Source organism: Streptomyces sp. NPDC046859 (assembly GCF_040645135.1).
Taxonomy (GTDB): Bacteria; Actinomycetota; Actinomycetes; order Streptomycetales; family Streptomycetaceae; genus Streptomyces.
The window spans coordinates 28,236-46,036 of record NZ_JBEYXR010000021.1; the positions used below are offsets into that span (position 1 = coordinate 28,236).

Annotated in this window: 18 protein-coding genes; 8 read left to right on the forward strand and 10 right to left on the reverse strand. The window is 73.7% G+C overall.

Annotated elements, in window-relative coordinates:
- Nucleotides 1-22: 22 nt before the first annotated feature.
- From ABZ899_RS26895 to ABZ899_RS26915, 5 genes are all read right to left on the reverse strand, one after another.
- Nucleotides 23-379: a hypothetical protein gene (locus tag ABZ899_RS26895; RefSeq protein WP_361350755.1), complete on the reverse strand. Its 357-nt coding sequence runs from the start codon at nt 377-379 to the stop codon at nt 23-25.
- Nucleotides 380-624: 245 nt separating this feature from the next.
- A complete protein-coding gene (locus ABZ899_RS26900; RefSeq protein WP_361350889.1) occupies nt 625-927 on the reverse strand; it encodes a hypothetical protein in 303 nt (100 codons plus the stop codon).
- Between the two features lie 68 nt (nt 928-995).
- Entirely contained in the window at nt 996-2,708 is a 1,713-nt protein-coding gene (gene ctaD, locus ABZ899_RS26905) for a cytochrome c oxidase subunit I (protein WP_361350757.1), read from the reverse strand.
- Between the two features lie 357 nt (nt 2,709-3,065).
- Nucleotides 3,066-3,692: a hypothetical protein gene (locus ABZ899_RS26910; RefSeq protein ID WP_361350759.1), complete on the reverse strand. Its 627-nt coding sequence runs from the start codon at nt 3,690-3,692 to the stop codon at nt 3,066-3,068.
- Nucleotides 3,689-4,768 carry a glutamate--cysteine ligase gene (locus ABZ899_RS26915; protein WP_361350761.1) on the reverse strand — a complete coding sequence of 360 codons (1,080 nt, stop codon included), beginning with the start codon at nt 4,766-4,768 and terminating at the stop codon, nt 3,689-3,691. Before ABZ899_RS26915 ends, ABZ899_RS26910 begins: the two co-directional genes overlap by 4 nt.
- A 223-nt stretch (nt 4,769-4,991) precedes the next feature.
- Here ABZ899_RS26915 and ABZ899_RS26920 point away from each other — a divergent pair, with 223 nt between their 5' ends.
- Both ABZ899_RS26920 and ABZ899_RS26925 read left to right on the forward strand, forming a co-directional pair.
- Nucleotides 4,992-5,975: an SDR family oxidoreductase gene (locus tag ABZ899_RS26920; protein WP_361350762.1), complete on the forward strand. Its 984-nt coding sequence runs from the start codon at nt 4,992-4,994 to the stop codon at nt 5,973-5,975.
- Between the two features lie 97 nt (nt 5,976-6,072).
- Nucleotides 6,073-6,924: an MBL fold metallo-hydrolase gene (locus tag ABZ899_RS26925; RefSeq protein ID WP_361350764.1), complete on the forward strand. Its 852-nt coding sequence runs from the start codon at nt 6,073-6,075 to the stop codon at nt 6,922-6,924.
- 185 nt (nt 6,925-7,109) lie between these two features.
- On the opposite strand, the gene ABZ899_RS26930 is transcribed toward ABZ899_RS26925, so the two are convergent.
- On the reverse strand, nt 7,110-8,375 hold the full coding sequence (locus ABZ899_RS26930; RefSeq protein WP_361350766.1) for a cytochrome P450: 1,266 nt from the start codon (nt 8,373-8,375) through the stop codon (nt 7,110-7,112).
- 150 nt (nt 8,376-8,525) lie between these two features.
- On the opposite strand from ABZ899_RS26930, the gene ABZ899_RS26935 reads away from it, so the two are divergent.
- The gene (locus tag ABZ899_RS26935; protein WP_361350768.1) at nt 8,526-9,350 is read left to right on the forward strand and encodes an SDR family oxidoreductase; all 825 of its coding nucleotides are present in this window, start codon (nt 8,526-8,528) and stop codon (nt 9,348-9,350) included.
- Between the two features lie 17 nt (nt 9,351-9,367).
- On the opposite strand, the gene ABZ899_RS26940 is transcribed toward ABZ899_RS26935, so the two are convergent.
- Nucleotides 9,368-9,691, reverse strand: a complete 324-nt coding sequence (locus ABZ899_RS26940; protein WP_361350770.1) for an ANTAR domain-containing protein — start codon at nt 9,689-9,691, stop codon at nt 9,368-9,370.
- A gap of 189 nt (nt 9,692-9,880) precedes the next feature.
- Here ABZ899_RS26940 and ABZ899_RS26945 point away from each other — a divergent pair, with 189 nt between their 5' ends.
- From ABZ899_RS26945 to ABZ899_RS26955, 3 genes are all read left to right on the forward strand, one after another.
- Nucleotides 9,881-10,837 carry a helix-turn-helix transcriptional regulator gene (locus tag ABZ899_RS26945; protein ID WP_361350772.1) on the forward strand — a complete coding sequence of 319 codons (957 nt, stop codon included), beginning with the start codon at nt 9,881-9,883 and terminating at the stop codon, nt 10,835-10,837.
- 248 nt (nt 10,838-11,085) lie between these two features.
- Entirely contained in the window at nt 11,086-11,826 is a 741-nt protein-coding gene (locus tag ABZ899_RS26950) for an SOS response-associated peptidase (protein WP_361350774.1), read from the forward strand.
- Nucleotides 11,827-11,873: 47 nt separating this feature from the next.
- Nucleotides 11,874-12,851, forward strand: coding sequence for a pyridoxal-phosphate dependent enzyme (locus ABZ899_RS26955; protein WP_361350776.1), 978 nt, complete (start codon nt 11,874-11,876; stop codon nt 12,849-12,851).
- Nucleotides 12,852-12,994: 143 nt separating this feature from the next.
- On the opposite strand, the gene ABZ899_RS26960 is transcribed toward ABZ899_RS26955, so the two are convergent.
- A complete protein-coding gene (locus ABZ899_RS26960) occupies nt 12,995-13,972 on the reverse strand; it encodes an NAD(P)-dependent alcohol dehydrogenase (protein WP_361350778.1) in 978 nt (325 codons plus the stop codon).
- Nucleotides 13,973-14,191: 219 nt separating this feature from the next.
- Between ABZ899_RS26960 and ABZ899_RS26965 the strand changes: the two genes are divergently transcribed.
- The gene (locus ABZ899_RS26965; RefSeq protein ID WP_361350779.1) at nt 14,192-14,893 is read left to right on the forward strand and encodes an SDR family oxidoreductase; all 702 of its coding nucleotides are present in this window, start codon (nt 14,192-14,194) and stop codon (nt 14,891-14,893) included.
- On the opposite strand, the gene ABZ899_RS26970 is transcribed toward ABZ899_RS26965, so the two are convergent.
- Together ABZ899_RS26970 and ABZ899_RS26975 are read right to left on the reverse strand one after the other, a co-directional pair.
- Complete coding sequence (locus tag ABZ899_RS26970; RefSeq protein ID WP_361350781.1) at nt 14,894-16,252, reverse strand: VWA domain-containing protein; 1,359 nt, start codon at nt 16,250-16,252, stop codon at nt 14,894-14,896.
- Nucleotides 16,249-17,106, reverse strand: a complete 858-nt coding sequence (locus tag ABZ899_RS26975; RefSeq protein ID WP_361350783.1) for a MoxR family ATPase — start codon at nt 17,104-17,106, stop codon at nt 16,249-16,251. Before ABZ899_RS26975 ends, ABZ899_RS26970 begins: the two co-directional genes overlap by 4 nt.
- 125 nt (nt 17,107-17,231) lie before the next feature.
- On the opposite strand from ABZ899_RS26975, the gene ABZ899_RS26980 reads away from it, so the two are divergent.
- Entirely contained in the window at nt 17,232-17,801 is a 570-nt protein-coding gene (locus ABZ899_RS26980) for a TetR/AcrR family transcriptional regulator (RefSeq protein ID WP_361350785.1), read from the forward strand.

Here is a 17,801-nt window from a genome sequence, read left to right on the forward strand (position 1 = left end):
CCGCGGCCGCCGCCCGGGCCGGTCAGGCGGCCGTGGCGAGCGCGGTGGCGGTCTCGATGGCGATGTGCGCGCGGGCGTGGATGATCATACGGATGCCGTGGGTGTCGGCGTTGGCGTCGAGCAGACGCCGGGCCGGGGCGCTGTGGGTGGCGACGAAGGTCACCACGTCGAGGTGGCTGCACAGCCGGTGCACGCGCAGCACCACGCTGACGGCCGCCTCGGTCGCCGCGGGTTCGTCGAGGACGATGACCACGGAGGACGGCCTGACCCCCTGCACGAGGTCGCTGATCTGGGTGAGCAGGGCGGCCCGCCCGCCGACGCCGGGGTCCTCGAGCACCGTGATGACCAGTACGCCTCGTTCGATGGTGTGAGACAGCATCACGGTCCAGCCCCTTCGGCGGCGAATCAGTCCATAGTCGGACTACCCGATATTCTGAGTACAATGCGGCATGTTCCGCGGGTCGAGCGCCCCGTCCGGGCGGTGTGAGGCGCCCCGCGGCTCCCGCCCTTCAGCCGCGTGCCGGCCGGCGCCCACCACGATCGCGTCCACGGGTTCGCCACCGGCGTCGGACCGATGCCGGGGAGCGACGCGCACGGCCGGCGAGTCGCCGTCCCCCGGCGTCGTCACCGGCCCAGCAGCGACACCAGCGCACCCGCCCCGCCCATGCCGGCCACGAGGGCGCACGCGGCGAGCGCGTGCCGCCGGAGCAGGGCCCGGCGCAGCTCCGCGTACCGGGCCTCGTACTCCTCGCGCAGCTGCCCCGCCCGTTCGACCGTGGCGCGCAGCATCCGCCGTGTGAGGTCGACGCGCTGCTGGACGTAGTGGCGGGAGAGGTCCTCGGCCTGTGCGGTCGTCAGCCATGGCAGCCGCTCGCACAGCTCCGCCGCCTCCCGCCACGCGCGGACGTGGTGGTCGTGCACGAGCAGGTAGCCGGCGGCCTCGTCGGCGACGGTGCCGTCCACCCCGCCTGCGGGCGCGTCGTTGCGGCCGTTGCTCACTGCTGCGAACCCTCGTGGCCCTCGGCGTCGAGCACGTCGCGCTTGCCGGCGTACTCCTTCTCGTCGAGCGCGGCCACGGCCGGGTGGTGCAGGTCGAAGGCGGGGGACTCTGAGCGGATGCGCGGCAGCGTCGTGAAGTTGTGCCGCGGCGGCGGGCAGGACGTGGCCCACTCCAGCGAACGCCCGTACCCCCAGGGGTCGTCGACCTCGACCCGCTCGCCCGAGTGGGCCGTCTTCCACACGTTGTACAGGAACGGCAGGGTGGACAGACCGAGGAGGAACGCGCCGATGGTCGACACGGTGTTCAGGGCGGTGAAGCCGTCGGCGGCGAGGTAGTCGGCGTAGCGGCGGGGCATGCCCTCCGCGCCGAGCCAGTGCTGCACCAGGAACGTGGTGTGGAAGCCGACGAACAGCGTCCAGAAGTGGATCTTCTCCAGTCGTTCGTCGAGCATCGTGCCGGTCATCTTGGGCCACCAGAAGCTGAATCCGGCGAACATCGCGAAGACGACCGTGCCGAAGACGACGTAGTGGAAGTGGGCGACCACGAAGTAGGAGTCGGTGACGTGGAAGTCCAGCGGGGGCGAGGCGAGCAGGACGCCGGTCAGCCCGCCGAAGAGGAACGTCACGAGGAAGCCCACCGCCCACAGCATGGGTGGCTCGAAGGAGAGCGAGCCCTTCCACAACGTGCCGATCCAGTTGAAGAACTTCACCCCGGTGGGCACGGCGATGAGGAAGCTCATGAACGAGAAGAACGGCAGCAGGACGGCACCCGTGGCGAACATGTGGTGGGCCCACACGGTCAAGGACAGACCGGTGATGGCGATGGTCGCGCCCACCAGACCCATGTAGCCGAAGACCGGCTTGCGGGAGAACACCGGGAAGATCTCCGTGACCACGCCGAAGAACGGCAGCGCGATGATGTAGACCTCGGGATGCCCGAAGAACCAGAAGAGGTGCTGCCACAGGATGGCGCCGCCGTTCTCCGGGTCGAAGACCTGCGCACCGAACTTCCGGTCCGCCTCCAGCACCAGCAGCGCGGCGGCGAGGACGGGGAAGGCGAGCAGCACCAGGACCGAGGTGAGCAGCACGTTCCAGGTGAAGATCGGCATCCGGAACATGGTCATGCCCGGCGCGCGCATGCAGATGATGGTGGTGATGAAGTTGACCGCGCCGAGGATCGTGCCGAAGCCGGACAGGGCCAGGCCCATGATCCACAGGTCACCGCCCACGTGCGTGGTGCGCTCGCCTCCGCTGAGCGGGGTGTAGGCCGTCCAGCCGAAGTCGGCCGCGCCGTCGGGTGTGAGGAAGCCCGCCAGCACGATCAGCCCGCCGAGCGCGAACAGCCAGTACGAGAACATGTTCAGCCGCGGGAACGCCACGTCCGGGGAGCCGATCTGCAACGGCATGATGGCGTTGGCGAATCCGGCGAACGTCGGCGTCGCGAACAGCAGCAGCATGATCGTGCCGTGCATGGTGAACGACTGGTTGTACTGCTCGTTGGACATGATCTGCAGTCCGGGCCGGGCCAGCTCCGCCCGGATCAGCATGGCCAGCAGCCCAGCGAAGAGGAAGAACGCGAACGACGTGATCAGGTAGAGATGACCGATCTTCTTGTGGTCCGTCGTGGTGATCCAGGCGATGATCACCTCCCCTCTGCTGCGGCGTTCCGCCGCGGGCACGGGGGACACGGGTTCGGTCTGGATCGCCATCAGATCTCGCAATCGGCACAGGCGTTGACGGCCGGGGGGCCTCGGGGCTCGCGCTGGGACAGGTCACCAGCTTTGCGGAACCTAGTCCCGTCCGCCCGTTCGCACGGCCCGGCGAGGGCCGTTTCTGCGTCGAACGGCCCCATCAACCATCCGTCCGGGGGGCCACCGGCGTGTCGCGGGGACGGTCACCAGGGGAGGGGCCGTAACTCGCGTGGCACGCCCGCCGTGCCGGGTGTGCCCTGACGGCCCTTCGGCGACAGGCTCTCCTCCGAGCCCGGGGGCACCCGGTGCGCCGGCCCGTCCTCCTGGGCCGTACCGCCCGGTCCGCCCCGGCGAGGAGACGCGGACCGCGACCCCTCACCCGGCGCCCAGCTCCACCGTGGTCGTGACGCGGGTGACGGCGGGCCGGCGCGGCACCGAACCGAACCCGAAGCGCACCGGCGGCTCCACGGGCGCCGACGCGCCCAGGTCGCGGCCCTCGAAGGTCGCCGACAGCGACGTCACCGGACGCAGGTCCCGTGCGCCGTACCACTCGCGGCGCCCGCCCCCGGCGCTGCCCCGGGTCCGCACACCGGGCATGAGCAGCCGGGCCGGACGGTCCGTCAGGGCGCTCCAGGCGGGACGCCGGGCCAGCGGCGCCGGGACCGCGCGCAGGAGCAGCCCCAGCACGGTCCGGCGGCCGGTGGCGAAGCGGAGCCGCAACGGCCCCGCGGTGACCGTCCACACCCGGCCCGCGACCGTCACGTCGACCGGGACGACCCGCACGGTGTCGAACGTGTAGGTCGACGCGATGAAGTCGGCCGTCTCCGGAGTGGGCGCCAGCAGCAGCCGCTCCCCGTCGGCCCGTTCGAGCATGACGTCGGAGAACGGCCCGAACGGCGAAGCCGGCCAGTGCCCGACCACGACCCGCACTCCAGAGGCGGTGCCCAGACCGGCGATCCAGCCGTCGAAGCGCAGCCGGCCCCGCCGCGCGGCCCCGCTCATCCGACGATCAGCTGCGTCACCGCCCGCAGGCCCCCCTCGGCCAGCGCGGCGCGCTGCCGGTCGGCACCGGTCCCGTCCTGCAGGAGCCGGTGGACCAGGCCCGACACCAGCCGGGTGTCCCCGGCCTCCTCCAGGGCCGGCGAGACATGCCGCAGGAGCTGGTACAGCACGTCACCGGCGCGCCGGGACTCGCCGTGGGGATCGACGAGCGTGCCGCTCAGACCGTGCCGCGAGGCATGCCACAGCGCGGCCCGCAGCAGCTCCGGCGCGACGTCGGGTGCGGGCGCCCCGGCCTCGACCGACTCCAGCTCGGTCCGGACGAGGGCCCGGACCAGACCGGCGAACATCACGGCGTCGTCCGGGCGCAGCTGCACGTCCAGGCAGCGCACCTCGATCGTCGGATAGCGGGCCGACAGGCGCACCACCCAGTAGAGCTGGCCGATGTCCGCGATCAGACCGCTCTTCAGCAGCCGCTGCACCCGCCGGTCGTAGTCGGCGACGTCCGTGAAGTACGGCGGCATCCCGCTGACCGGCCAGCGGCTGAAGACCACCGTGCGCCAGCTCGCGAAACCCGTGTCGTGGCCGTCCCACAGCGGGGAGTTCGCCGCCATGGCCGTCAGCGTGGGCAGCCACACCAGCAGCCGGTTCATCACCTGCACGCCCTCCTCGCGGCCGGGGACGGCCACATGGACGTGCATGCCGTTGACCAGTTGCTCCGCCACCAGCTGCGGGGCCTGTGAACGCATCGCCCGATAGCGGGCCTTGTCGGTGACGGCCACCGGCCGGCCGTGCCGCAGCGGCGACGTCCCGCACGGCGCGAGCCGGCAGCCGTGCCGCTCGGCCGCCGCCCCGACGGCGAGCCGCAGCCGCAGCAGATGCCCACCCGCCTCCTCCAGCGTCTCGCACACCGGGGTGGCCACCTCGACCTGCGCCTGCAACAGCTCGCTCTGCACCTCCTGGTCGCCCACGGAGGGCGCGAGGCCCGCCGCCGCGCGGACCTTGTCCGACGCGGGCACGGGCAGCCCCGTGACCGGATCGAGCAGCAGGTACTCCTCTTCCACACCGATCGTCGTCATCGATCGCTCTCTGTTCCGCCCCGTCGCCGGAGTCGCCGTCTCCACGGTGGCGGGCCCGCCGTCGGGCGCACGCCCACCACATGCCGAGTGCCGCGGTTCCCGCACCGGAAACCGGCCGCCGCGCGCGCGGCACCGGATCCGGTCACGCGCCGGGCGACGGGGGTACCCGTGGGGCCGCGCGCCGGACACGAGGGTCCGGCGCGGTCGACCGAGGAGGGACGGCATGAAACTGCGCGACCACGTGGTGGTGGTGACCGGGGCGTCGGGCGGCATCGGACGGGCCACCGCCGACGCCTTCGCGCGCAAGGGGTGCGCGGTGGTGCTGGCCGCACGCCGCGAGGAGGCGCTCGAGGAGACCGCCCGGCTGTGCCGCCGGCACCGCGGGGCCCGCGCGCTGGTCGTGCCGACGGACACGACGGACGCCGGCGCGGTCCAGCGGCTGGCGCGCGCGGCCGTGGCGGAGTTCGGCCGGATCGACGTCTGGGTCAACAACGCCGCCGTCAACGCGTTCGGCCGCTTCGAGGACGTACCGCTGGAGGACTTCCGCCGGGTGCTGGACGTCAACGTGATGGGCTACGTGCACGGCGCCCGGGCGGCGCTGCCCGTGATGCGGGAGCAGGGCGCGGGCACGCTGGTCAACATCTCGTCGATCGTCGGGGCCGTCCCGCAGCCCTACAGCCATCCGTACAGCATGTCGAAGCACGCCGTGCAGGGACTGGGGGCGAGTCTGCGGCAGCAACTGCGGGTCGAGGGTGTGAAGGACGTCCACGTCTGCACGGTGATGCCCGCGACCATCGACACCCCGCACTTCGCGCACGCGGCGAACCACACCGGCCGCAGGATCGTCGCGATGCCGCCCGTCCACACGCCGGAGCGGGTCGCCCGGGCCGTCGTCGGCCTCGTCCGCAGCCCCCGCCGCCAGGTCGTCGTGGGTGCCGCGGGCCGGGCCCTCGTACGGCAGTCGCGGCTGGCGCCGGGCCTCGCCGAGCGGGTCATGGCCCGCCAGACGGAGAAGGGGCACCTCGACCACGACGAGGAGGCCCCGGTGACGCACGGCGCGCTGCACGTCCCCGCTCCCGGTGACGGGGCCGCGCACGGCGGGTGGCACGGACGCCGGCGGACCGCCCTGCGCAGGGCGGGCGTCGTCGCGGCCGTGGCCGGTGCGGCCCTGACCGCCGGGCGGCTGACCGGGGCCACCCGCGGGTAGTGATCAGGGCCGGCCGGGGGTACTGCGGTGGGTCCGGAGGACTCGGGAACGCCTGCCGAGGCGGGGCGGCCTCCGGGCCCCGCCGGACGGGACGGTCATGACGCCGGTCAGCGACCACACCACCGACGACGCGGTCGACCTGCACTTCGTCGGCAACGCGACCCTGGTGATCCGCTACGGCGGGCTCACCCTGCTCACCGATCCGAACTTCCTGCACCGCGGCCAGTACGCCCACCTCGGGTACGGCCTGAGGAGCCGGCGGCTCACCGAGCCCGCGCTCGACGTCGGCGAACTGCCCCGGCTGGACGGAATCGTGCTCTCCCATCTGCACGGCGACCACTGGGACCGGCGCGCGAGCCGCTACCTGGACCACACCGTGCCGGTGGTCACCACACCGCACGCCGCCCGCCGCCTGCGGGTCCTGCACCGCTTCCCCCGCACGGCGGGGGTGCGGACCTGGCGCGGGCTCACCCTGGGCAACGGCCGCGAGCGGGTCCGGATCACGGCGCTGCCGGGCCGGCACGCGGGCAACGCCGCTCTGCGGGCACTGCTGCCCCCGGTGATGGGCAGCATGCTGGAGTTCGGCTCGGCCGGCGGCCCCGTCCGCCTGCGGCTGTACCTCTCAGGCGACACCCTCGTGTACGAGGGCCTGGACGAGATCACCCGGCATTTCCCGGCCGCCGACCTCGCCGTCCTGCACCTGGGCGGCACCACGCTGCCGGGCGGCTTCGTGGTGACCATGGACGGTGCCCAGGGCGCCGAACTGGCCCGCCGCCTCGATCCGCGCCGCGTCCTGCCGGTGCACTACGGCGACTACACGGTGATGCGCTCCCCGCTGAGCGCGTTCCTGGACGAGCTGGCGTCCCTGGGCCTCTCCGACCGCCTGGTGCCCTGCCGGCACGGGCAGCGGGTCAGGGTGACGGCCGGGACGGCACCGGCACCGGTGTGAGCGCCGGGCCGGAACTCGCTGCGGCGCTGGAAGCGTTCGCGGCGAGGGCTCGCCGAGACCCCGGCCGCGCTGCTGCACGTCCCTGTATAGGGCCGTACAAGGTGTACGCCGGCCGTCGGCCGACCACCCCCACGTGGTCGTCGAGGTGGACGCCCAGCAGGTTCAGGAGGTGACCTCCCGGCGCCTCACGCCGGCACCGCGCTGGACGCCGGCACCGGCGCGCGGACCGCTTCCAGGACCAGGCCGCTGCGGACCCGGGACGGCAGCCGGTTGAGCGGGATCCGCAGGTCCTGTGCGGGCACCCGGTACTCCAGCCGGGCCAGCCGCGGTCCGAGGACCGACAGCAGCGCCACCGTGACGTCCTCACCGGGGCACCGGTGGCCCGCAGCCCGGTCGCTGCCGCCCTGCGGCACCAGCTCGTCGCGTCGGGGCGCCCGGCCCACGAACCGCTCCGGGTCGAAGGTGTACGGGTCGCTCCACAGGTCCGGGTCGTGGTTCTGGCCGAACAGGTCGAGCAGGATCAGGGTCCCGGCCGGGATCGGCTCGCCCTCCCACTCCAGGTCGGTGGTGGCCCGGCCGCCCACGAACGGGGCGAACGGGTAGAAGCGCCGCAGCTCGTGGGCGAACGCCACGGCGTACGCCGGATCGTGCTGCGCCAGCCGCTCCCGGATCTCCGGCCGGTGGTGCAGCGCGTGCCCGGCGTACGTCACGAACCAGGTGACCGCGGCGGTCGGCCGGATGACGTTGAGCAGCTCGACCGCGGCCGTGTGCGGGTCGAGCGGGCGGCCGTCCGCGTCCCGGTGCCGGACGACCACGTCCAGTGCCGACCCCGCCGGCGCGGTCGCGGTACCCGCGCGCACGTCCTCCACGAGGCGGCACAGCCAGTCCTCGCTGCGGGACCGCGCCCGCCGGGCCCGCCAGTGCCGAGGCCCGGGCGTGGCGAACCCGTCGACCATGGCGACCAGGTCACGGGCCACGCCGTCCACGTCGTCCACCGGGATGCCGGCCCACCGGCAGACGCCTCGGGTGAGCACCCGGCTCGCCTCGTCGAACAGGACCACGGACGGCCGGGCGCACCAGGTCGGCACCGCCTCGTCCCAGGCCGTGCCGACGCTCTCCACCACACCGGCGACGGCCTCGCGTCCGGTGAGCAGGTCCAGGAACATGCCCTTGCGGGCCCGGTGCTCCGCGCCGTCCAGGGTGTGCACGGCGCCGTGGCCGAACAGGGTGCTCAGCACTGGGCCGGGCAGCGCCGGACGGCGGGCCACGTGCCGTTCGTCGTAGAAGAACCGCACCGCCTCCGGCCCCCGCAGGGCGACCGTGTGCCGGCCCATCACCCGCGCGCGTACCAAGGAGCGCGCGGTGCGGCGCCGGCGGTCCGGGAGCCAGGTGTATCCCTTGGCCAGCAGGGCCAGTGAGCTGTCCGCGATCGGGGCGCTACTCAGATGCATGCGGGCCGGGTGCCCGCCGGCCCCCACCGAAAACGCGGCCCGGTGACCACTCGGGCGCCCGGTATGGCGCGGGCGGGGCGGGGTACGCGAAGTGCCCTTCGGACGCCGGCCGCGCACCGGCCGGCGCAGGACGCGACACGTGGAGTTCCGATGGGATCGCAGCACGACGACAGCCCGGACGACGCCGTCACCCCGGTGGCGGTGGTCACCGGCTCCGACTCCGGGATCGGGCGTGCCACCGCCGTACGCCTCGCCCAGGCCGGCATGGACATCGGCATCACCTGGCACAGCGACCGTGAAGGGGCGCTGCGCACGGCCGACGAGGTCCGGGCCGTCGGGCGCCGGGCCGCGGTCGAGCAGCTGGACCTCACCCGGCTGCCCGGCGCCGCCGACGCCGTCGACCGGCTGGCCGACGCGCTCGGCCGGATCGACGTACTGGTCAACAACGCCGGGACGGGCACCATGACCCCGTTCCTGGAGCTGGACCTCGACACGGTCCGCGACGTCCTCGACGTCGACCTGGTGGGGCCCTTCCTGTGCGGTCAGCGGGCCGCCCAGCGCATGATCCGGCAGGGGAGCGGCGGCCGGATCGTCAACGTCACGAGCGTCCACGAGCACCAGCCGCGGGTGGGCGCGGCTCCGTACTGCGCGGCCAAGGCGGGGCTCGGACTGCTCACCCAGGTGATGGCGCTGGAGCTGGCCGAGCACGGGATCACGGTGAACGCGGTCGCGCCCGGCGAGATCGCCACCCCGATGACCGGCCAGACCGACACCGACGTCTCCGCTGAGCGCCGACCGGGCATCCCGCTCGGCCGGCCCGGCGACGCCCGGGAGGTCGCGGCCGTGATCGCGTTCCTCGCCGGCCCGGACGCGTCCTATGTCACGGGTGCCTCGTGGGCGGTCGACGGCGGCATGCTGCGCATGGGCCCTCAGGCCGGCTCGCACCTGCCGGACGACTCCTGGCGCCGCCCGTGAACCCGGCGGCGGGCCGGTCAGGAGCTGGTCGGCTCTTCGGCCCCACGGCGTGAGTTCACCCGTGCCACCGCGGTCGTCAGAGCATCGCGCAGGTCCTTGGGAAGCTGCCCGTCGTGCGGCCAGCGCACCACGTGCTCGGCCACCTCCCGCAGCTTGGTGTTGGTGTGCTGGGAGATCTCCTTGAGGACGTCCCAGGCCGTGTCGGGGCGCACCCCGCCGTAGGCCACCACCACGCCGATCGCCTGGTCCACGATCGCGTGCGAGAAGACGGCATGCTGGAGCTGCGCCACCTCAGCTCGCAGCGCCGCGATCGTCTCGTCGCTCTCCACCTGCTCCGACATGGCGAAATGGCTCTCCGGAAGGTCAGTCGTGCCGTTACTGACACGCTGCCCCCGATCGGCGCCGAAGAGGGTGCGGTGAACGAATCGTCGCAGTGACGGCTGTACGAAAAACGAAACACGAATGCTTCGAAGTCGGAGCAACTCGTCGCCCGGACCGGTGACGGCGTCGATTCGGGGCAGGAGGTTCTCATGGGTTCGCTGACCTTCGACAGTGATGACCTCGAGGCGACCGAGGAGTTCCTCTGCCGTGCCTACGCCCGGATGAGCATCGGCAGCAGCACCCCCGAGTCCAGCAGGGCGCGCATCCACCGCGACGCCGGCCCGTCGGTGAGCGTGGACGAGCTCGACCTCGACTTCGAGATGACGTACTCGGTGGCCCCGCTCGGCCGGATCTGCCTGTGCGTCGTCCGCGAGGGCGCCGTCCGCGACCACGTCTTCCAGGGCGTCCGGGACGACTTCGGCCCCGGTGACGTGGTGATGTTCGCGCCGCCGGACCTGCCGTACGTGGGCCGGATCGACAACGCCCGCTACAACATCACCATGCTCGACCCCGGCCTGCTCGACCAGGTCGCCGCCGGCTCCGGGAAGACGCTGCTGGAGCCCGTCCGGCTCACCGGGCACCGGCCGCACACCCCGGCCGCCGCCGAGCGGCTGAAGCGCACGATCGTCTATCTGCGCGACCATGTGCTGGGCGCCCCGGACGCCGCCGCCGAGCCCCTGGTCGTGTCGGCCGGCACCCAGCTGCTCGCCGCCAACGTCCTGGCGGCCTTCCCGAGCAACGCGCGCACCGACCCCACCGCCCAGGACCGCGTCGACGCCCACTCGGCGACGCTCCGGCGCGCCATCGCCTTCGTGGACGACCACGCGCACGAGCCGATCTCCGTCGCCGACATCGCGGCCGCCGCCCACGTCACCATCCGGACGCTGCAGTACGCGTTCCGCCGGCACCTGGACACCACGCCGCTCGGCTATGTGCGGCAGGTCCGGCTCAGCCACGCCCACCGCGAGCTGCTGGCGGCCGGACCGGGTGACGACACGTCGGTGGGTGCCGTCGCCGCCCGCTGGGGCTTCCCGCACCCGGGACGTTTCGCCTCCCTCTACCGGGACATGTACGGCACCAGCCCGTCGCGCACGCTGCGCGCCTGAGCCCCGGTCAAGGAGGGTCGGGGCAGGCGCCGGCCCTCCACGACCTCGGACAGGTCCGGCTCCCGCATGGCACCGGGAACCCCTCCCGCGTACCGCCCCGGCACCGGGGTCCCCGCACCCGGCGGCCCGGCCGGCCTGCGTCGGCGCGGGGCAGCAGGCTCCGGCGGTCCGGCGGGAGACCCGCGCCGCGGCCCATGAGCCTTTCCGCTCATCAGGTCCGGGTGCCGGGCCCGTGGCACAGTGGCCCCATGTGCGGTCGTTACGCCTCCACCCGCAGCCCCCAGGACCTGGCACAGCTGTTCCAGGTGGCCGAGTGGCACCCGGAGGAGGCCCTTGAACCCAGCTGGAACGTGGCCCCGACCGACGACGTGTGGGCGGTCCTGGAACGCCGGCCGCGCGGGGCCGGCGAGGACGCCCCGGCGGCGCGCGTGCTGCGGCCGCTGCGCTGGGGCCTGGTGCCGTCCTGGGCGAAGGACGTGAAGGCGGGCGCCCGGCTCATCAACGCACGCGTGGAGACCGTCCACGAGAAGCCCGCCTTCCGGCGCGCGTTCGTCAAACGCCGCTGCCTGATCCCCGCGGACGGCTTCTACGAGTGGGACCAGATCCGGGACGACGCGTCGGGGAAGGTCCGCAAACAGCCCTACTACATCCACCCGGAGGACGGGAGCGTCCTGGCCCTCGCGGGACTGTACGAGTTCTGGCGCGACCCGGCCGTCAAGGACGACGACGACCCGGCCGCCTGGCTGCTGAGCTGCACCATCATCACCACCGACGCCACCGACGCCGCCGGGCGCGTCCACCCCCGTATGCCGCTGGCCCTCCCGCCCGACCACTACGACGCCTGGCTCGACCCGCGGCACGAGTCCACGGACGACCTGCGTGCCCTGCTGGTCCAGCCGGCGGAGGGCCGGCTCGCCGCCCGCCCCGTCTCCACGGCGGTCAACAACGTCCGGAACGACGGCCCTCAACTGGTGGAGGAGCGGACGTAGGGTCGGGGGCGGCGGGCACGACCGACCTCACCCCCTGGAGGACACGCGTGACGACCACCACCCCGACGGTCACCCTGGACGACGTCCGTGACGCGGCCGCGCGCCTCGCGGGCGTCGCCCACCGAACCCCGGTGCTGCGCTCACGCGTCCTCGACGAACGCGTCGGCGCCGAGGTTCTCCTGAAATGCGAGAACCTCCAGCGGGTCGGGGCCTTCAAGTTCCGCGGCGCCTACAACGCGGCGTCCCGGCTGAGTCCCGGGCAGCTCGCCCGGGGCGTCGCCGCCTACTCGTCCGGGAACCACGCCCAGGCCGTCGCGCTCGCCGCCCGCGAGCTCGGGACCACCGCGGTGATCGTCATGCCCGAGGACGCCCCGCCCTCGAAGCGGGCCGCGACCGAGGACTACGGCGCCGAGGTCGTCACCTACGACCGCTACACCGGCGACCGGGTGGCGATCACCGAGGCGCTGGCCGCCGAGCGGGGCCTGACCGTGATCCCGCCGTACGAGCACCCGCACATCATGGCCGGGCAGGGCACCGCCGCTCTGGAACTCCTCGAGGAGGTGGGGGAGCTGGGCATGCTGGTGGTGCCGGTCGGCGGCGGCGGGCTGATGGCCGGCAGCGCCACGGCGGCCAAGGCCCAGTACCCGGGCATCCGCATGACCGGGGTCGAGCCGGAGGCCGGGGACGACACCCGGCGGTCGCTCGCCGAGGGGCGGCGCGTCAGCGTCCCGGTGCCCCGCACCATCGCCGACGGGCAGGCCGTGCACACGCCGGGGGAGCTGACCTTCTCGGTGAACCGGCGGCTCGTCGACGACATCGTGCTGGTCGGCGACGACGAGATCCGCGACGCGATGCGGTTCGCCTTCGAGCGCCTGAAGATCGTGGTCGAGCCGAGCGGCGCCACCCCGCTCGCCGCCCTCCTCACCGGCCGGACCGGACCGCTCCCGCGCCGGGTCGGCGTGATCGTCTCGGGCGGCAACGTGGACGCCGGACGGTTCGCCGAGCTGTGCGGGCCGGGGCGCTGAGTCCCGGCCGGCGGGCCCCGGTGGCCGGGCGGGCGATGGGGGTGGGGAGGGCCGGCCGCCGACGGCGGTGTTCAGGGCCGCCGCGGAGACCGGCCCGGCCGCGTGCGCGGTAGCGGGCGGGTGGGCGGGCGCGGTCCGGTCCGTCAGACGGTGATGACGACCTTGGCGCGCGCGTGCTCGACCTCCAGATACCGGATCGCCTCGGCCGCCTCGCCCAGTTCGTAGGTCCGCTCGACGACCGGGGCGATCCTGCCCGACTCGGCCAGTTCCCGCAGGGCCGCGAGGTTGGCGCGGCTCTGCCGGGCGGCGACGTCGAGCAGCCGCTGCCCGCGTGCGAAGGGCGCCACCATCTGCCGTTGGAGGAACAGCGCCATCGGCCCGACGACGCTGCCGCCCTCGTAGACGCCTCCGCCGGACAGGACGAGGGTGCCGGTGGGCGCGAGGGCGCGCCGGAGGTCCCCGAGCGAGCGGTTGCCCACGAGGTCCAGCACCACGTCCCAGCGCTCGGCGCGCCGGGCGAAGTCCTCCTGGGCGCGGTCGATGACGTGGTCGGCGCCCAGTGAGCGGACCAGATCGGTGTTACGCGCGCCGCAAACGGCGGTCACCTCGGCGCCGTACGCCTTGCCGAGCTGGACGGCGAAGGTGCCGACGCCGCCCGAGGCGCCGTTCACCAGCAGGGTCTGGCCCGCCTGGACGCGGGCGGTGTCCCGCAGCGCCATCAGCGCGGTGTTCCCCGCCAGTGGCATGGCCGCCGCCTGCTCGAAGGTGAGCCCGGCCGGTTTCGGACCGATCTCGTCGCCCCGGGCGCACACGAACTCGGCGAAGGTGCCGTCGGCCTCGCCGTACACCTCGTCGCCGGGCTCGAGCCCCGAGACCCCGGCGCCCACCGTCTCCACCACGCCGGCGAGGTCCCGGCCCCGGATGCGGGTCCTGGGCCGGCGCCAGCCCATCGTGCCGCGCCCGATCAGCGGGTCACCGCGCATGAAGTGCCAGTCGTAGGCGTTGACGGACGCGGCTCGCACCCGCACCAGCACCTCGCCGGCGCCCGGCACCGGCCGCTCGACGTCCGTGAATTCCAGGGTGTCCGCCGGGCCGTACCGGTCCTGGACCACTGCCTTCATGGGATTCCCCCTCCACTCACGCCGAGCGTAGGAAGGCACGCCGGACCCGACCATCCGGGCCCACCCTGATTTCTCCCCGGGTCCGGGAGGCCCGTGGCAGGGGCACGGACCTCCCGCGCTTGCCTTCGAAAACCGATCGGTTTACGCTGCCAGAAGGGGAAACCGATCGGTTTCCTCGCGGGTCGGCACGACACGCACCCCTGCTCCGAGGAGAGAGCCATGACCGCCATCGAAGGATCCGTCGCCCTGGTCACCGGAGGCAGCCGCGGCATCGGCCGGGCCCTGGTCGCCGCCCTGTACGAACGCGGCGCGAAGAAGGTGTACGCCACCGCCCGCGACCCGCGCACCGTCACGCACCCCGACGCCGTGCCGCTGGCCCTGGAGGTGACCGACCCCGCGTCCGTCGCCGCGGCCGCCGAGCAGGCGCAGGACGTCACCCTGCTCATCAACAACGCGGGCGCGTCCGTGAACGCCAAGTTCCTGGACGCTCCCGTCGAGGACGTCCGGCGCGAGTTCGAGACCAACTTCTACGGGCCGCTCCAGGTCACCCGCGCCTTCGTCCCCGTCATCGAGCGCAACGGCGGCGGCCACATCCTCAACGTCCACTCCGTGCTGTCGTGGATCGGGCTCGCCAACTCCTACAGCGCCTCCAAGGCCGCCCTGTGGTCACTGACCAACTCGCTCCGGCTCGACCTGCGCGGGCGCGGCATCGAGGTCACCGGCCTGCACGTCGGCTATGTCGACACCGATCTGACCGCCCACATCGACGCGCCCAAGGTCACCGCCGACAGCGTCGCCGCGCAGGCGCTCGACGGGATCGAGACGAACGCCTTCGAGGTGCTGGCCGACGACATCTCCCGCCAGGTCAAGGCCGGGCTCGCCGCCGACCCGAGCGCGCTCTACGCGCGATTCGCCGCCTGATCACACCGGCAGCAGGCGCCCCACCAGGGCGCTGAGCTGCCGGGCGGTCCGGCACTCGTGCATCTCCACCAGTTCGGCGTAGGCCGGGGCGGCGGAGTCGCCGGTGCCCCAGCGGGACCGCTGCTCCGGGTTGAGCCAGTACACGCGGCGCGCCCGGCGTGCGATCCGGCGCACGGCCGCCAGGTTCGGGTCGCTCATGTTCGTCCGGGCGTCACCGAGGACGAACACGGTGGTGCGCGGGCCCAACGCCTCCGCGTACCGCTCGTCGAACTCGCCCAGCGCCATGCCGTAGTCGCTGCTGCCGTGGTAGCCGGTGACGCCCGCCTCGCTCTGGATGCGCGCCCCCAGCCCCTCCGGGTCGGCGGTCCCGTGGTCCAGGAGCCCGGTCACCTCGTCGACCCGGTTGACGAAGGCGAACACCCGCACCTTGGAGAACTGGTCGTGCAACGCCTGCACGAGCAGCATCGTGAAGTCCGAGAAGCCCGACACCGAGCCCGACACGTCGCACAGCAGCACCAGTTCGGGCCGTGCGGGCCGGCGCCGGCGCAGCACCGGCCGCATCGGCACCCCGCCCGTGGACAGCGAACCCCGCAGGGTCCTGCGCAGATCGATGCTGCCCCGGGAGGCCCGCCGGCGCCGGGCGGCCAGCCGCGTCGCGAGCTTGCGGGCCAGCGGCTGCACCGTCCGCCGCAGTTCGGCCAGCTGGGTGCGGCCGGCGAACAGGAAGTCGACCCGGTCCGCGGTCGGCCGCACCGCCCGCCGCGCGATCTCGTCCCGGCCGCGCCGCTCGGCCACCCGGCGCCGCGCCTCGGCGGCCACCATCGCCCGGAAGGCGTCGATACGGCGCCGCACCTCGTCCTCTAGGAGCCGGTCGGTGAACCCCGGAGCGCCGCCCCGCGCCCGCACGTCGTCGCGGACACGCGCCATCAGCGTCTGCGGACGCACCCGCTCCAGCGTCTGGTACGACGACCAGCCGTCCGACTCCGGCGCCGAACCGTAGCCGCCGAACCCGTCGACCGCCTCGGCGGCGAGCCGCAGCATCAGCGCACGGTCGTCGGCGGCGAGCGCGGCCGCCAGCCGCTCCCGCAGGTCCTCGCGGCCCACCGCCGGCTGCTCCGGGCCCCCGACCCCGCGCGGGAAGTACAGGTCGAAGACGGGGTCGAACACCTGCCGCTGCCCGGTGCCGTGCAGCAGGGTCGCGGCCAGGCCCTCCCGCAGTAGCTCGCGGTCCGCGAGGCCGAGCGCCTCCATGGCCCGGGCGGCGTCCACGCTCTCGCCCGTGCCGATCTGCACGCCGTGCGCCCGCAACGCCCCCACCAGGGACGTCAACCGCTCGGCCACCCCCGCGGGCGTGGTCACAGGGCGTCCAGGTCGAGCTTGGCGGTCGCCTTGAGCACGTCGTCCTGGTGCTTGAGCAGCACCCCGAGGGTGGCCTGCACGACCGCCTCGTCCAGCGTGCCCGCGCCGAGGGCGAGCAGCGTGCGCGCCCAGTCGATGGTCTCGGCGACGGACGGCACCTTGCGCAGGTCCATGGCCCGCAGCGCGCCGACGACCCGGACGACCGAGCGGGCCAGCGCCTCGTCGAGCCCCGGCACCTTCAGCCGGACGATCCGGCGCTCCAGCTCCTCGTCCGGGAAGCCGATGTGCAGGAACAGGCAGCGGCGGCGCAGGGCCTCGGACAGCTCCCGGCTGGCGTTGGAGGTGAGGACCACGAAGGGCCGGCGGGTCGCGGTGATGGTGCCGAGCTCCGGGACGGTCACCTGGAAGTCGCTGAGCACCTCCAGCAGCAGGCCCTCCACCTCGACGTCGGCCTTGTCGGTCTCGTCGATCAGCAGCACCTTCGGGTCGTCGCCCCGGATGGCCGTCAGCAGCGGGCGGGTGAGCAGGAACTCCTCGCTGAAGATGTCCGTGCGGGTCTCGTCCCACGTCTCGTCGCGGCCCGCGCTGATGCGCAGCAGCTGCTTGGCGTGGTTCCACTCGTACAGCGCCCGGGACTCGTCGACCCCCTCGTAGCACTGGAGCCGGACCAGCCGGGCCTGCGCCACCTCGGCGACGGCCTTGGCGAGCTCCGTCTTGCCCACCCCGGCCGGGCCCTCGACCAGCAGGGGCTTGCCGAGCCGGTCGGCGAGGAAGACGGTCGTGGCCACGGCGGGCGAGGCGAGGTAGCCGGTCGCGGCCAGACGCGCGGAGACGTCGTCGACGGAAGTGAACAACGGGGGCCTCCGGGGGGAGCTGTCCAAGCGCTTGTTCAGTGGATGATGCCACGCGCGTTCCCGGCACCGGAAGACGGTACACCGATCGGTTTCCTCCCGGTCGTCGGCGCGGTACCCTCACGGGTATGGCCACATCAGACAAGGCGTCCACCCGGGACCGGCTCCTCGACGCGGCGTCCGAGCTCTTCTACCGCGACGGCGTCTCCATCGGCGTCGAGGCGCTCTGCCGCGCCGCCGGGGTCTCGAAGCGGTCCATGTACCAGCTCTTCGCCTCCAAGGACGAGGTCCTGGCGGCCGGCCTGGAGCGCCGGCTCCCCGCATACGAGGCCCAGCTGATCCTCCCCGAGCAGGAGCCCGGCACCCCGCGCGAGCGCATCCTGCACGTGTTCGAGCGCCTGGAGAAGAGCGCGGCCCAGCCCACCTACCAGGGCTGCCCCTACCTCGCCGCGCTGGTCGAGCTGAAGGACCCCGAGCACCCGGCCAGCGTGGTCGCCCGGGGCGCCAAGGACTGGATGAGGGACCACTTCCGCGCCCTGGCCGACCAGGGCGGCGCTCGCGACCCTGAGCTGCTGTCCCGGCAGCTCATGCTGGTCTTCGACGGAGCCAACGCCCGGGCGGGGGCCCGTGTCGAGACCCTGGACGGGCTGACCACGGACACCGTGACGCTGCTCCTCGACGCCTCCGGCCTGGCCTGA

Coding starts and splice junctions, on each gene's coding strand:
- ABZ899_RS26895 (WP_361350755.1), bottom strand. CDS start 379: ATGCTGTCTCACACCATCGAACGAGGCGTACTGGTCATCACGGTGCTC.
- ctaD (WP_361350757.1), bottom strand. CDS start 2,708: ATGGCGATCCAGACCGAACCCGTGTCCCCCGTGCCCGCGGCGGAACGC.
- ABZ899_RS26910 (WP_361350759.1), bottom strand. CDS start 3,692: ATGAGCGGGGCCGCGCGGCGGGGCCGGCTGCGCTTCGACGGCTGGATC.
- ABZ899_RS26915 (WP_361350761.1), bottom strand. CDS start 4,768: ATGACGACGATCGGTGTGGAAGAGGAGTACCTGCTGCTCGATCCGGTC.
- ABZ899_RS26920 (WP_361350762.1), top strand. CDS start 4,992: ATGAAACTGCGCGACCACGTGGTGGTGGTGACCGGGGCGTCGGGCGGC.
- ABZ899_RS26925 (WP_361350764.1), top strand. CDS start 6,073: ATGACGCCGGTCAGCGACCACACCACCGACGACGCGGTCGACCTGCAC.
- ABZ899_RS26930 (WP_361350766.1), bottom strand. CDS start 8,375: ATGCATCTGAGTAGCGCCCCGATCGCGGACAGCTCACTGGCCCTGCTG.
- ABZ899_RS26935 (WP_361350768.1), top strand. CDS start 8,526: ATGGGATCGCAGCACGACGACAGCCCGGACGACGCCGTCACCCCGGTG.
- ABZ899_RS26940 (WP_361350770.1), bottom strand. CDS start 9,691: ATGTCGGAGCAGGTGGAGAGCGACGAGACGATCGCGGCGCTGCGAGCT.
- ABZ899_RS26945 (WP_361350772.1), top strand. CDS start 9,881: ATGGGTTCGCTGACCTTCGACAGTGATGACCTCGAGGCGACCGAGGAG.
- ABZ899_RS26950 (WP_361350774.1), top strand. CDS start 11,086: ATGTGCGGTCGTTACGCCTCCACCCGCAGCCCCCAGGACCTGGCACAG.
- ABZ899_RS26960 (WP_361350778.1), bottom strand. CDS start 13,972: ATGAAGGCAGTGGTCCAGGACCGGTACGGCCCGGCGGACACCCTGGAA.
- ABZ899_RS26965 (WP_361350779.1), top strand. CDS start 14,192: ATGACCGCCATCGAAGGATCCGTCGCCCTGGTCACCGGAGGCAGCCGC.
- ABZ899_RS26980 (WP_361350785.1), top strand. CDS start 17,232: ATGGCCACATCAGACAAGGCGTCCACCCGGGACCGGCTCCTCGACGCG.